The sequence below is a fragment of the Sphingorhabdus lutea genome (genome assembly GCF_001889025.1).
GTDB lineage: Bacteria > Pseudomonadota > Alphaproteobacteria > Sphingomonadales > Sphingomonadaceae > Sphingorhabdus_B > Sphingorhabdus_B lutea.
Genome location: NZ_CP018154.1, coordinates 1,000,529 through 1,014,427, shown reverse-complemented (window position 1 = coordinate 1,014,427; position 13,899 = coordinate 1,000,529). Strand labels below are relative to the sequence as shown.

Below are 13,899 nucleotides of genomic sequence, written 5' to 3'. Positions count from 1 at the left end.
ATAGAATATGCCGCGATTATTTACGCCGCCTTTTTATCACGTTCCGACAATTCCTGATTCAACATTTCGGCCAGCAAAAACGCCATTTCCAACGACTGCGCCGCATTTAAGCGCGGATCGCAATGGGTGTGATAGCGATCGGCCAAATCATGATCGGTAATGGCAATACCGCCGCCGGTGCATTCGGTGACATTTTGGCCGGTCATTTCAATATGAATACCCCCGCCAAAAGTACCCTCTGCACGGTGAACAGCAAAAAACCCGCGCACTTCCGCCAAAATCCGTTCAAATGGACGGGTTTTATAGCCACTATCTGATTTAATTACATTGCCATGCATGGGGTCACATGACCAAATAACAGGATGTCCTTCGCGTTTTACCCCACGGACCAGCTCCGGCAGGCCAGATTCAATCTTATCATGGCCATATCGGGTGATAAGGGTCATGCGGCCTTCTTCACGATTTGGGTTTAATGTGTCCAACATACGGATTAACGCATCGGGCTCTAATGATGGGCCGCATTTCATACCAATGGGGTTGTTAATGCCGCGCAAAAATTCGACATGTGCCGAACCTTCAAAACGGGTGCGATCCCCAATCCATAGGAAATGGGCGCTGGTATCATACCATCCACCGGTCAGGCTGTCCTGACGGGTTAATGCCTGCTCATATGGCAATAATAATGCCTCATGGCTGGTGTAAAATTTCGTGCCCTTTAATTGCGGAACAGTGGCGGGGTTAATCCCGCATGCTTCCATAAATTCCAACGACTCAGAAATACGGTCCGCCATTTCGGAAAATTTCTTGGCCCAGGGGCTGCGTCCCATAAACTCAAGGGTCCATCCATGAACCTGTTTCAAATTGGCATATCCGCCCTGGCTAAATGCCCGAAGCAGGTTTAACGTGGACGCCGCCTGGCTATATGCGCGGACCATGCGCTGCGGATCAGGCTCTCTTGCCTCTTTGTCAAAGGCAATATCGTTAATAATATCCCCGCGATAGCTGGGTAAGGTGACATCGTTAATGGTTTCATCATTGGCCGAACGCGGCTTTGCAAATTGGCCCGCCATCCGGCCCAATTTTACCGTTGGCAATTTGCTGGCATAGGTCATGACAACCGCCATTTGCAAAATCACCCGAAATGTGTCGCGAATATTATTGGGGTGGAATTCGGCAAAGCTTTCCGCGCAATCGCCGCCCTGAAGCAAAAATGCCTTACCACGTGCAACCTCGGCCAATTCGGATTTTAAATCGCGTGCTTCGCCGGCAAAAACCAATGGCGGATAATTGCTTAATGTTTTTTCCGCAGAAGATAATGCATTAGCATCAGTATAGATCGGCATTTGCCGTCCATCATGTGCGCGCCAGCTTTCCGGCTTCCATGTCGCCGCCATAATATACTCCAATATTTACTATTCAAAAATTCAGCCAGCCCTTAAGACAGAAGACGCGCATAGAGGCAAGAAAAACCCGACCAACTAATATCCAATGAAACCTTATAAACTGTCATAAAGATGATGTTATTGGCTTTTTTCCATCTCTTTTTTGGGCGCATTCTCTGTCTTATTGGCCGCCTGTGCTGGCCCATTTATGCCGCGCTGTGTTGTTAAATATGTCGCAAAACTGGCCAGCCAATGCCCACCAGAATAAAATTGCCCCGACACATTTTGCAACGCAGTATCTGCATGGCGGGTTAAAGCAGCGGATAAAGTCGCCCTTTTGGGATGGTCGGCGGGCAAGGCGGAAATAATCCCCTCCAGCGCCCATGCTCTGGACAGGTTCAATCCATCCAAATGCACCAATTTGCCATCGCTGCGATCATTTACCACGCCCATGGGCAACCAGTCATCATTATCCGCATCAGGTATATTGGGCAAAAATTTGTCAAACCATGCCACAAATTTATCCTGTGGCATGATACGGCGCATTAAATCCGCCTCCATCAAACATGGGGAAAGAAAATCCTCGCCCGATGGTTCATATGCCAAGGGACAGGCTTCATCCTTTGCATAAAATTTCATGGATGTGTCTGCAATCATTTTGGCCATGCCCTCATCCTTGGCAATTTTTGACCAATCATGGATTAAACCAAAAGCAAAGGCGCTTTGCGCATGTGTCCCTTCCCGAATGGGATAAGCCAATTTGGGCAACCACGCCTTTAACTTTTCGCCGATAATCGCCTCCAATGGGGCAAGGCGCTTTGCATATATTTTGGCTTTATCCGCCTTTGGGCCTTGGCCCTGGGATATTTCGCGTAATTCGGCGCTAAGCTGCATCAACCATGCCATGCCATATGGCCTCTCGAAACTATCTCGGTCTGCCTCCATAAAATATTGTCGTTCCCCGGCAATATTCCCATCGGTCAGATTTCGGTCTAAAATGGCCTCAATCTCTGCGTCTAAATTAGGGACTTCATCGCGCCCCCATAAACGCACCAACATCCAATGGCCGTGAACTGCACTGTGCCAATCAAAACAGCCGTAAAAAGATGGATGCAATTGTTGCGGCGATTTAACGTCCTGCTGGCTATTTAAAACATGGCTGATTTTATTGGGATATTGTTTGCTAACACAATCAATCGCCAATCTAGCAAAATTTTCCTTACCCGTTTCTGCGGCATCTTTGGGCAGGGATGTAGCGGGCTTCATTTGGCCCTTTTCCACCTTATTATCGACAATTAACCCACCCTTATTTTCTGTATCATTACAGGCGGAAAGCGTGGCAAGGCATAAAGCCAAGCTGATAGTCAGACGTGTTGAGATTAACTTCATAATATATCCTAATTTTTAATCATTTGGCGTCAATAAGGTTGGATAGTAAACCATAATCTCCATTTAGCAAAAATATATCGCCAATTTTATCCCGCCATCGTCTATTTTTCCGCCATTATTTTACATTTGCAGGCGTTAATGAAATTTTGCTGCACTGTCCCAAAGTGCAACAACGCAAAATTGGCCAAAGCATAGCCCTGTTAAACAGAGTATAAAATGACAGGAGCAATAAAATAAATTCACCATGCTCTGCCCTGGGATTAAAAATATGAGCTTAACCGAACAAAATAATCAATTTGAGGATAAGGCCGTGGCCTTACCTTCATCTAATGATAATGTCATTATGCTCCCGACAGAGGCATTAAGTAACGGTAATAAAAACAATAAATTTCAACCAGCCGCAAAACGCCGCATCATTGGTGCGCGCGAAATTATCATCATTTTAATCGCGGTGACTTTATTATCATTATATCCCAGCGCGGCCCAATGGGTGGAGAATCGCGACTCGGTTAATTTGCAAAATATTGATGTGACATTGGATTCTGCGGAAAAAGCAGATGAAAATTTCCCTGGCTCAGCATTTTATTTTCAACAACAAGAAGAGATTAAAACGGCATTACAGGCCCCGTCTGATCCCTATTTAGAGGCAAATGTAACAGACTATCAAAGCGCAGCCGCAGCCGAGCTGACCGGCCTATATAGTAGCTCAGGTCTTGCCCCCAAATTTAACATCGCCGCGGGCAGTGTGGATTATAGCCGCGCCCTGCGTTGTTTAACCGATGCCATTTATTATGAAGCCGCGACCGAACCAGAGGTTGGCCAATTGGCCGTCGCACAGGTTATTTTAAACCGTGTGCGCCACCCTGCTTATCCCAATAATGTCTGCGGCGTTGTATATCAGGGCAGCGAGCGGGCAACAGGATGTCAATTTAGCTATAGCTGCGATGGATCAATGGCGCGGCGTCCCTCTGCTGTTTTTTGGAACAGGGCGCAAAAGGTCGCCGCATCAGCGCTTGCTGGCCGTGTTTTACCACAAGTTGGCACCGCCACCCATTATCACACCACCGCCATTTATCCCTATTGGGCGCCCAGCCTTGATTTCATCGGCGTTATCGGGGCGCACCGTTTTTACCGGTGGAAAGGAAGCGCGGGGCGGCCAACTGCATTTTTCCGCCGCTATGCTGGGGCAGAGCCTTTTCCAGGACCAAAGCCGCGTGCATTTACCCCTGTACAAAAAGATCTTGATCCCATTAAATTACAGGCATCTTTTGAAAAAGAATATGCTTTGGCAAAGGCAAAAGCCGAATTGGAAGCTGCAAAAAATATAAAAGCGACACAAAGTGCGCAGCTGCGCGGTATGGATGGCAATATCGGGATTTCCCCCGCGCTCAGCAATCCGCGCGCAGTAGCGACGCCCAAATATGATACCCCCAATTATAGCAATGCCGCAAAAAAAGCGGGCGGGGAGACAAGGTTTAAGGCGGATAAGCTGCCTTCAAATGGTAATATTAAGGCTGAATATCAACAAAGCGGCACATGGAAACAAGCACCTTCGGGAAATTAATTTTACGAAAATTATTAATTAAAATGTTATTTTTCAGCTATTTAATAATGAATCAAAATTATTATGTAAAATCATATAAAATAGTTTTGGTCATGTCCGTTACTTAATCTATCAACGCACAAATTCTTCTGGTCCTTTATTTGTGTTGCTGATTAACCGCTATTTGGTCCTATTGGCGGTGAATGAAATAGGCGCTCCGGCATCGCATTTACGAATGCACCCCCCACATAAATGCCGGAGCAGCCATTCTTCCTTTTATATTTCAAATTAAAATATATCGGTCATTATGATTTATGCGGCAGGTATAATATGTGGCAGATAAATTGCAGCGCGCAGCCCGCCCTCTTTCCTATTGCTCAAACTTAATTTACCGCCATCCAATTCAATTATTGATTTTGATATTGTCAGGCCAAGGCCCGCCCCGCCCTGTGCCTTATTCCTTGATTTTTCTGCTCTGGTAAAGGGATTAAACATCGCGTCTATATCGGCTTCATTTATTCCATTGCCCATATCATCAATAAATATTTCAACATCATTATTGGACATTTGTTGCAAGGCGATATTTGCCTGAACCCCATATTTTAACGCATTATCAATTAAATTGCGAATTGCACGGCGCAGTAAATTTGGCCGCACATAAATTTTCACATGGCGCGGTATTTCATCAATATTCACCGGATGGTCTAACAATGCATATTCATCGACAATATGTTCCAAAAATGCGGATAAATTGACCAGCTTTGCCGGCTCGGCCGAATGCCCCATTCGGGCAAGCATTAAAATATCATCCAACATTAAATCCATTTCGATGATGGATTGTTCAATTTTTGCCCGTTCTGCAGGTTCATCGGCGGATTCCAGTCGCACCCGCATCGATGCCAATGGTGTTTTTAAATCATGGCCAATGGCGCCCAACATCATGTCTTTTTCACTCAATAATGCGGACATACGCGCCTGCATATCATTGACTGCATCGATTAAAGAACGAATATCCTGCGGTCCTTCGGCGGGTATCGGTTGCGGCAATTCATGTCCCGAAAATGCACTGACCCCCTTTGTTAACTGGGTCAGGGGCCGCGATATTTTCCGCATGATAAGCGCCAAGGGGATAAGCACCAATAAATAAAGCAGTAATGTTTGGCCCAATAATATTAAAATCGCATTATTGGGCGGCTCGCGAACAATTTGCGCGCCCGATATCCAAATATTATCTCTCGTCTGGGCAACCAAGATAATCGCCTCCTTTGGGATATTATTTGGATTGCGCGGATTAACAAGGTTATTATCACGTTCTTTCAATCTTTGTGATAAATTGTCAGGCAATTGGCCGGTGGGCGCAATATATATTTTGACCGATGAAAATTTAACTGGCCCCATCATTAAATAATCATATGCGCGCGAAGAAAGCTCCTCACGATAATTATATGCCGCCTTAATCGGCACAGGCTTGGTGCCAATATCTATAACCCCAAATCGCCTTTGTATATTATCATTTCTACGGCGATTATTGCGCCTTTGTCCTTGGCCAAATTCACCTGCAGTCGGCGTCAAATTGGGCGCGGCATTTTCCATAAAATCACGCGATAATTGCCGGTCCAACCGGCCAATTAAAATTGCCGCTGCATCACCATATTGACGGGCCTTTGTCGCCTGAATCAATAAAATCGCATTGATTAACTGGGCCAAAAATAATGCAATGGCGGCCATCATCAAAATTTGCCCAGAAAGGCTTTTTGGCCATAATTTGGTGAAAAATTTCCTTGGCTGCATCATGTCATTGTCACATCAATGCACCATCGATAGCCGCCGCCCCAAATGGTTTTAATATATTGCGGATTTGCCGGATCATCCTCAATTTTCTTGCGAAGTCGGCTTATCTGATTATCAATGGATCGGTCCAATGGCCCTGCCTCCCTGCCCTTGCTTAAATCCAATAATTGGTCACGGCTTAACAATTGGTGCGGCCGCTGGGTTAATATTTTAAGCATCGCAAACTCACCCGCCGACAATGCAACCTCTGCGCCATCGGGGTCGATTAAGCTTTGTTGTTTTAACAATAAAGTCCACCCGTTAAAGGATAGGCTTTCTGCCTCTATTTCCTCATTCTTATTTGGGCCAATTCGGCGCAATACCATGTTAATCCGCGCAACCAATTCCTTTGGCGAAAATGGTTTTACAATATAATCATCCGCGCCCAAATTTATGCCTTCTATTCGGTCCGCTTCTTCGCCCATTGCGGTTAATAAAATTACCGGAGGCCCTTCATTTTTGGTTATTTCACGTAATAAAATTAACCCATTTTCTTCAGGCATCATAATGTCGAGCAAGATTAAATCGATTGAATAGCTGCTAATCATGCTTCTGGCGACGGCGGCGCTTTCACTGCTGCTGACACGAAAACCCTGTTTCACCAAATATTTGGATAATGGATCGCGAATTGATGGTTCATCATCGACAACCAAAATATGAAAACGTGTTTTTTGCATAATGACCAGCTTATCATGAAAAAGCGGAGGCGCAATGCGCCCCCGCAAGTAATATAGCCCATAAAATAGGGGGAGAGAAAAATGGGCTATAAGTTAAAACATTTTATCCCGCAGGTGGTGGCGGAGGACCGCGACGTTTACCGCGCATGCCATCTCCCTTTCCTTGACCATCGCCCTTGCGCTCGGCTCTGCGCTCTTGCATTTCTTCGCGGCGCTCTTCCTTGCTGATAACGCCATTTCCGTCACTATCTGCCTCTGCAAAGCGGGCGGCGGCAGCGGCCATAAATTCCGCCTTTGTTACAATTTTATCGCCATTGGTATCGGCCAATTCCATGCCTTTACCGTGCATGCCTTTACCGCCCATGCCTTTACCACCCATGCCTTTGCCGCGCTTACCGCGCATGCCATCCTCATCATCGGCTTGTGGTCCATCGCCCATTGCGCCGCGCTCTGCCCTGCGCTCCTCACGCTCTTTTTTGCGTGCTTCGGCAGCGGCCAAAAATTCTGCTTCGGTTACCGATCCATTTTTATCGCCGTCCATTTCGGCAAATTTTTCTTTTTGTGCGGCAATGCGGTCAGCCTCTGATAATTGGCCATCGCGATTTTTATCCATTTTGGCGAACATTGCCTCTGCGCCTGCAGTTGATTCAGCTTTGCTGATTTCACCATCGCCATTGCTATCAATTGTCATCATGCGAGCATTTTTACCCGGCGCGGCATAAACGGCGGTTGCGCCAGCCGTGGTTAATAATAGGGCGGCGGCCAATCCTTTTTGTAATTTGGTAAATGTCATTTTTTCTTCCTTCTTTTCCATTTCAATTTTGGGGATCAAAAATTCTAATCCTCGATTGCCCTTGAAAATAATATGGAAGAAACAAACCGATTTAGGAAGATCGCAAATTGTCATCAAATGTATCAATGAACCATTTTGTTCATATTGATGACAGAATAGCTATAAACAACCTTAATATTGACATGAAATCAATAATTTACCATTTTCATTTTGGCCAATATCAAATTTTGTTTCAAAAATATCTTCCAATATTTGCGCCTGCATTACCTGCGCCGCCGTGCCAGATGCGGCAATTTCGCCATTTTTTAACAAGATGATATGATCAGCAATCGCCGCCGCGGCTGTTAAATCATGCAATATGGCAACCACGCCCTTGCCATTTAATGTTTGCTTTTTTAACTGGCGCAAAATTTCGATTTGATAATGCGGGTCCAAATTGGCCAATGGTTCATCGGCCAATATCCAATCGGGCGTTCCGGCCAATATCCGCGCCATCAGCACCCTTGCCCTTTCTCCGCCGGAAAGCCGCGCGACATTACGGTGCATGAATATTTCGGTTTTGGTCGCGGCCATTGCGTTGTTAATCGCTATTTCATCATCCTTGCTTAGTCCCCATCCGCGTTGATAGGGATATCGGCCCAAAGCAACCAACGCCCCTGCATCAATGTCCCAATTCACTTCTCCCTCCTGCGGCAGGAAGCCAATTTTTCGCGCCCGAATATTGGCATTCATATCGGCCAATGGCGTATCATCCAACATCACCGACCCGCTATCTACGCGGCGCAGCGCGGCCAAACAGGATAATAGGCTGGACTTACCCGCACCATTTGGGCCAAGGATGATGCTCATTTTTCCGGGCGCAAAATTCGCGCTGATATTATGCAGAACCTGCCGAGATAAAAGCGTCAATGAAATATTTTGTGCAATCAACATCACATAATCCCCCGGCGCATTTTAAATAATAAAAATAGAAAAAATGGCGTGCCTAACATGGTCATGGCAATGCCAAGGCGCAGCTCACTTACCGTGGGTAAGATTCGGACCAGCGCGTCCGAAGAAATGATTAAAATTGCCCCTGCCAATGCAGAGGGTAATAATAATGCCGATGGCCGATGCCCGACAAAGGGACGGATGATATGCGGCACCATTAACCCCACAAAGCCAATAACCCCCGCCGCAGCAACCGCCGCGCCAACGCATATTCCCGTTCCCAATATCACCTGCCATTGCAGGCGGACCATATCCACCCCCATGGAACGCGCCACCACATCGCCCAATGTCAACACGTCCAATGCGCGCGCGGTGGCGAATAAAATCATCATGCCAATAAATATTAAGGGCGCGGCTATATATACATCGCTCCAGCTTCTGTCCGACAATGCCCCCATCAACCATGTGATGATTTGCGATGTGGCAAAGGGGGTTGGCGCCAATGATATGACCAATGCGGTCAAAGAACCGGTTAAAGTGGATAACATCACCCCGCCCAGCGTAATCAAAATTAAACTACCCGAACGACCCGCCAACATGCCAAGCAATGCCATGCTGCCCCCAGCGCCGATTAACGCAAATAGGGGCAATGCCCAAATTTCACCCGCCAATCCCCAAAATATTGCAATAACCGCGCCCAATGCTGCGCCCGATGATACCCCAAATAATCCCGGATCGGCCAATGGGTTGCGCAAATAACCCTGCATCACCGCACCCGATAGGCCAAGTGCGCCGCCAATTATCACGCCCAATATAATACGCGGCGTGCGCAATTCGGCAATAATCAATGCCCCCCGTCCGCCGCCAAATATCTCATCAACAGGGACCCAGATTTTACCGGCAAATAATGCCGCCAACATCGCCAATATTAACAGGGAAAATAGACCAAGGTTCAGCTTCATTTTAACCCCTCATATTTATTTCGTGCATCCCGAAAAACCGCCATAGCCTCAATGATATTCGGGCCACCACAGGAGAGCAATTTGGGCTCAAACCGCTCCACCTGCATTTTTGAAGCAAGCATATTGAGCACCCGATGCCCCGATATTCGCGCGGCGTCATCTTGTCCTATTGTGCCATTTTGTCCTGTCTGGCCGCGCTGTTTCGCGCTGTTAAAAAAAATGGCTGGTGGCTGCTGGACCAGATATTCCAACGGCAATATGTCCCATTGGTCCAGCCCATATTGGCTGCTATAATTATTCAACCCCGCCTTTGCCATCATATCGTCAATCAATGTGCCCTTGCCCGGCACCAATCCGCCACCGCCCCATATTAACGCATCAATATGTTTTGGCGCATCCTGGCCATATGCAGCCATACTATTGGGTGCGGCGCTGGCAATGGCATCATCAATTTGTTTAATGACCCCCTCCCCGCGTGCTTTACCATGCACCGCATCGGCAATTTGCCTAATCTGTTCTTTGCTTTCATCAATGCTTTGCGGAATGGAAAGCGATATAATTTTTATGCCCGCTTTGGACAGCGTATTTTCCATTTGCGGGCTGGCAAAAGTGGCGAATACCATATCTGGTTTCTTCGCGATTATCTCTTCTATATTATCGCCAATGGCGGGATATTTTGCTGCATCTTGCGCAGAAATTGACGATGAAACAGGATTCTTCGAATAATGGCTAATCGCGGCAATTTGCGATGGTTCAGCAACCTTTATTAAAATCGCATCAATACACGGATTTATCGATATTATTTTTTGCGGCTTAACCGCATTTTCACTGACCACTGCCGTTTTAGGAAGGGCCGCGTCATTTGGCGCACCACATCCCGATAGACTGATACAGCCTATAAAGAATAGAATGTGGCGGCCAAATGTCATATTTTGTCCTTTATAATTTATTTTAATATTTCAACCGAACACCTGCAAAAATATTACGGCCCAAAACATTATATCGGCGCACAACTTCATAATCGCTATCGAATAAATTATCTACACGCCCGAAAATTTCAACATTATCGGTCACGGGATAGCTGGCCCGAATTCCGGCCAATATATATCCATCAAGACGCGGCGCGGTGGGCGCATAAATATTGGGCAGGCTGTTAAAACTATCCCCTGCCACATAAATATCCCCGCCAATATCCAGCCCCAATGGGGTTTGCCAATCGGCAGAAAAATTCACACTATGTTTTGGTCGGCGCGGCAATTGCGCCCCAAATGACACGCCCGGGGTGCGGTCCTGCGCGTTAACATAGCTATATTGTGCGTTAATGGTAAAACGGTCCGATGGCCGCAGGGCCAATGTTATTTCCGCCCCCGTGGCACGCACCCGCGCCACATTTTCCGATTGGAAAGTCACAAAGGAGTAAATAATCGCATCCTTGCTATCACGTTTGAACAAAGTAGCGGCGATGGTCGCATGACGGCCCAAGAAATTTTGCTCAACCCCAACATCATAACTTTTTGCTGTTTCAGGACGCAATGCTGCATTGCCAAATGGCAATAAAGCCTCTGTCAATGTTGGTGCACGAAACCCCTCAGCATAGGTTGCGCGAAATATGGTGTTGCCACCATTGGGGCTATAGGCCGCATTTGCGCCAAATGTGGTTACATCGCCATAATCGCTTGTATCATCATAACGCACACCTCCAGTTAAGGTCAGGCCAGTAAAAGGACGAAGCACCGCCTGCGCATATCCGCTGGTCACTTGTGTTTCTGCCTGATTTGGGGCAGCCCCCCCGCCAGCAGGGAAAAATGTGCTGGCTGTGCTGCTTTCATGCTCCACACCAAAATTTAAATCAATTTTGTCATGCGGCGATGCCGACCCGCGATAGGCGAAACGATCAATCGCGCCTTTTAATATATTAACGTTAAAGCTGAATGGAACATTTGGTTCTGTGCCAATGCGGGTTAAATCGGTGCGGGTATAGGAAAATATATTTTTCACCGCGCCATCAAATAAATTTGCATTTAAACCAATATAACCGACAAATTGTTCGTTTTCATTTTCGGGATATGTATCGGCCGTTGCACCAAATGGATCGTCAAATTCCACGCGGCCTTTATTATAATATCCGCGCAAATCAATGCCGATATTATCGGTTAATTCCAACCCCAATTTGCCATTGGCAGCGAAATTTTTATATCCGTCACGCTCCGTCCCCGTGCGCAATGCCGATACACCATCTGTGCGGTAATAGCTTGCCCCGATGCTGCCCGATATGCGGCCCGTTGTGCCGGAAATATTTGCGCGCGCCTGCCCGCTATTCAAACTGCCATATTCGGCCATAGCCTGCACCTCAAATGCTTCACTGGTCGGTGCGGTTTGAACGTTGATAACACCGCCTATTGCTTGGCTGCCCCAAATCACAGAATTGGGCCCGCGTAAAATCTCCACCCTATTTAAATTGCCCGTCATCAACGCGCCAAAATCAAATGAATTATTGGGGGTTGAAGGGTCGTTAATTTTCACCCCATCCACCAATACCAAAGTTTGGGAACTTTCACCGCCGCGAATGAAAACGCTGGTCTGGCTGCCCACGCCGCCGCTGCGTGCCACGGCCACACCGGGTACTTGGCGCAATAAGTCACTTATCGACGCCTGCTGGCTTTGCTCAATATCTTTTTTGTCTAGCACGGTAACGGCTTGCCCGCTTTCATGGCTGTAACTTTCGCTGCCGGTTGCCGTGACAATAATATCGCCGCGAAATTCGGCATCATCTGCATTATCTTGTGCATAAAGGGCATGGCTGGGACAAAGCGCAGCAATAGCTGCACTAAATTGCAAAATATTTTTTAACATTTGGGGTCTTAACCTTTCATATAACGACCATAAAATGCCGTTACATGGAAGCATATGCTCCAATCATATCGGTACACCTCGCCCGTATGATGAACGACAGCAAATGGCAGGTCTCCTGACTTCCGGGTCAATGCAGTTAATCCGCCTTCCCAGAATGACCTCCAGTGGCATGTGGACCAAATACTATCCGGTTACAGTTGCGAGGGCAGTGCGGGATTTGGCCGCAATAATTGCGCCCTCACCTGCTTCCCTTTTCATCCCTTGTTACAGAGAACCATTTACCTAAACGCCGCATTAGTGCGCAATTTTTCGCGCGTCAAACATATTTTTATGAAGGAAATATTAGGACAGGCAATGGGACGCAGAAATTGGATTAGGCAAAACCGAAGACAATCTTGCCAAGCAAGAATAACATGAATTTCCAGTATGAAGTTGGAGCGGGTAAGGGGAATCGAACCCCTCTAGCTAGCTTGGAAGGCTAGTGCATTACCACTATGCTATACCCGCTTCATGAAAAGCAACTTTATTGGCTAATCATCTGATGAAGCGGCTATTGCCACTGTGCGGCCGCGCTGTCAATCACCTGAATCATTATCTTGCAATAATCTGTAAAAAAAAGGGCGCCCATTGGACGCCCCTTTCCCTTATTTTTTAAAGCCTGTTTGACCTTAACCTTTTTGGCTTAATCCTTTTGACCGGCCCAAATGCTGCGATATGACATATAGGTAAGAACGGTGAAAAATAGCAAGAAACCTAATGTGGCCAAGCCACCAGATTTGCGATTTTCCATTTTTGGTTCTGCGGTCCATGTCAAAAATGCCGAAACATCTTTCGCCATTGATTTTACATCATTGGGCGCCCCATCATCAAAAGTGACCTGCCCATCATTTAATGGTTTGTTCATGGCAATGTTAAGATTCGCAAAATATGGATTATAATGAAGCCCCTTACCTGTTTTTGAATCAGGAAATTGTTTCACCAATTCGGCTGGCTGTGCCTGATATCCGGTCAATAATGAATAAACATAATTTGAACCATCATGACGCGCCTTTGTAATCAATGACAAATCAGGTGGCAGGGCATTATTATTTGCCGCGCGCGCCATTACTTCATTGGCATAGGGCGAAGGAATTTTATCAATCGGCAAAGATTTACGCGTTGTCGCTTCACCCGTATTGGGGTCGATTGATGGTGTTTCGGTTGGCCATGCCGCAGCAATCGCCTTTACCTGACCCTCATCATAACCAAGATCGGCAAAGTTACGAAATGCCACCAATTTCAATGAGTGGCATGCAGCGCAAACCTCCTGAAACACTTTCAAACCACGTTGCAATTGCGGCCTGTCATATTTCCCCAATGGGCCGTTAAAGGAAAAATCCACCTTTTCCGGCTTTTTGTGGAATTCATGCTCCGCCGTTTTTGCCGCAGGTTCGGTAATTCCCAAATAAATGGTGTTTCCCAAAGCCAATAGCAACATGAGCGAGAAGAATCCGCCAACAAGAAATGCGATAATACGTACCATGATTATATACTCCGAATT

The 13,899-nt window shown here is 46.7% G+C and carries 11 protein-coding genes, 1 tRNA gene and 1 riboswitch; of the genes, 1 reads left to right on the top strand and 11 read right to left on the bottom strand.

What is annotated here, in order from left to right; translation table 11 throughout:
* Positions 1-20: 20 nt before the first annotated feature.
* Together LPB140_RS04835 and LPB140_RS04830 are read right to left on the bottom strand one after the other, a co-directional pair.
* Positions 21-1,394 (bottom strand): class II 3-deoxy-7-phosphoheptulonate synthase, encoded by a 1,374-nt coding sequence (locus LPB140_RS04835; RefSeq protein ID WP_072558883.1) that lies wholly within the window; start codon positions 1,392-1,394, stop codon positions 21-23.
* 126 nt (positions 1,395-1,520) lie between these two features.
* On the bottom strand, positions 1,521-2,771 hold the full coding sequence (locus LPB140_RS04830) for a DUF2891 domain-containing protein (protein ID WP_083550028.1): 1,251 nt from the start codon (positions 2,769-2,771) through the stop codon (positions 1,521-1,523).
* A gap of 268 nt (positions 2,772-3,039) precedes the next feature.
* Here LPB140_RS04830 and LPB140_RS04825 point away from each other — a divergent pair, with 268 nt between their 5' ends.
* A complete protein-coding gene (locus tag LPB140_RS04825) occupies positions 3,040-4,335 on the top strand; it encodes a cell wall hydrolase (RefSeq protein ID WP_083550026.1) in 1,296 nt (431 codons plus the stop codon).
* 291 nt (positions 4,336-4,626) lie between these two features.
* Here the strand turns inward: LPB140_RS04825 and LPB140_RS04820 are convergent, their stop codons facing one another.
* The 9 genes from LPB140_RS04820 to LPB140_RS04780 all read right to left on the bottom strand — a co-directional run bounded on the left by LPB140_RS04820 (position 4,627) and on the right by LPB140_RS04780 (position 13,881).
* Positions 4,627-6,108, bottom strand: a complete 1,482-nt coding sequence (locus LPB140_RS04820; RefSeq protein WP_072558881.1) for a HAMP domain-containing sensor histidine kinase — start codon at positions 6,106-6,108, stop codon at positions 4,627-4,629.
* Positions 6,105-6,821 carry a response regulator gene (locus tag LPB140_RS04815; protein WP_072560377.1) on the bottom strand — a complete coding sequence of 239 codons (717 nt, stop codon included), beginning with the start codon at positions 6,819-6,821 and terminating at the stop codon, positions 6,105-6,107. Before LPB140_RS04815 ends, LPB140_RS04820 begins: the two co-directional genes overlap by 4 nt.
* Positions 6,822-6,924: 103 nt before the next feature.
* A complete protein-coding gene (locus LPB140_RS04810; protein ID WP_198024173.1) occupies positions 6,925-7,635 on the bottom strand; it encodes an EF-hand domain-containing protein in 711 nt (236 codons plus the stop codon).
* A gap of 150 nt (positions 7,636-7,785) precedes the next feature.
* Complete coding sequence (locus LPB140_RS04805) at positions 7,786-8,547, bottom strand: ABC transporter ATP-binding protein (RefSeq protein WP_072558879.1); 762 nt, start codon at positions 8,545-8,547, stop codon at positions 7,786-7,788.
* Positions 8,547-9,506 (bottom strand): FecCD family ABC transporter permease, encoded by a 960-nt coding sequence (locus LPB140_RS04800; RefSeq protein WP_072558878.1) that lies wholly within the window; start codon positions 9,504-9,506, stop codon positions 8,547-8,549. The genes LPB140_RS04805 and LPB140_RS04800 overlap by 1 nt, the downstream gene beginning before the upstream one ends.
* The gene (locus tag LPB140_RS04795) at positions 9,503-10,435 is read right to left on the bottom strand and encodes an ABC transporter substrate-binding protein (protein ID WP_072558877.1); all 933 of its coding nucleotides are present in this window, start codon (positions 10,433-10,435) and stop codon (positions 9,503-9,505) included. The genes LPB140_RS04800 and LPB140_RS04795 overlap by 4 nt, the downstream gene beginning before the upstream one ends.
* A 22-nt stretch (positions 10,436-10,457) precedes the next feature.
* A complete protein-coding gene (locus LPB140_RS04790) occupies positions 10,458-12,359 on the bottom strand; it encodes a TonB-dependent receptor plug domain-containing protein (protein ID WP_072560375.1) in 1,902 nt (633 codons plus the stop codon).
* A gap of 88 nt (positions 12,360-12,447) precedes the next feature.
* Positions 12,448-12,653: riboswitch (cobalamin riboswitch) on the bottom strand.
* Between the two features lie 139 nt (positions 12,654-12,792).
* Positions 12,793-12,866 (bottom strand) — tRNA-Gly (locus LPB140_RS04785).
* A 175-nt stretch (positions 12,867-13,041) separates the two neighbouring features.
* Positions 13,042-13,881, bottom strand: coding sequence for a cytochrome c1 (locus tag LPB140_RS04780; RefSeq protein WP_072558876.1), 840 nt, complete (start codon positions 13,879-13,881; stop codon positions 13,042-13,044).
* Positions 13,882-13,899 lie beyond the last annotated feature (18 nt).

What these genes read in the sequence shown, in the direction of transcription:
- LPB140_RS04830 (WP_083550028.1), bottom strand. Translation starts at nt 2,771, where the DNA reads ATGAAGTTAATCTCAACACGTCTGACTATCAGCTTGGCTTTATGCCTT.
- LPB140_RS04800 (WP_072558878.1), bottom strand. Translation starts at nt 9,506, where the DNA reads ATGAAGCTGAACCTTGGTCTATTTTCCCTGTTAATATTGGCGATGTTG.
- LPB140_RS04825 (WP_083550026.1), top strand. Translation starts at nt 3,040, where the DNA reads ATGAGCTTAACCGAACAAAATAATCAATTTGAGGATAAGGCCGTGGCC.
- LPB140_RS04795 (WP_072558877.1), bottom strand. Translation starts at nt 10,435, where the DNA reads ATGACATTTGGCCGCCACATTCTATTCTTTATAGGCTGTATCAGTCTA.
- LPB140_RS04780 (WP_072558876.1), bottom strand. Translation starts at nt 13,881, where the DNA reads ATGGTACGTATTATCGCATTTCTTGTTGGCGGATTCTTCTCGCTCATG.
- LPB140_RS04835 (WP_072558883.1), bottom strand. Translation starts at nt 1,394, where the DNA reads ATGGCGGCGACATGGAAGCCGGAAAGCTGGCGCGCACATGATGGACGG.
- LPB140_RS04790 (WP_072560375.1), bottom strand. Translation starts at nt 12,359, where the DNA reads ATGTTAAAAAATATTTTGCAATTTAGTGCAGCTATTGCTGCGCTTTGT.
- LPB140_RS04815 (WP_072560377.1), bottom strand. Translation starts at nt 6,821, where the DNA reads ATGCAAAAAACACGTTTTCATATTTTGGTTGTCGATGATGAACCATCA.
- LPB140_RS04820 (WP_072558881.1), bottom strand. Translation starts at nt 6,108, where the DNA reads ATGATGCAGCCAAGGAAATTTTTCACCAAATTATGGCCAAAAAGCCTT.
- LPB140_RS04810 (WP_198024173.1), bottom strand. Translation starts at nt 7,635, where the DNA reads ATGGAAAAGAAGGAAGAAAAAATGACATTTACCAAATTACAAAAAGGA.
- LPB140_RS04805 (WP_072558879.1), bottom strand. Translation starts at nt 8,547, where the DNA reads ATGTTGATTGCACAAAATATTTCATTGACGCTTTTATCTCGGCAGGTT.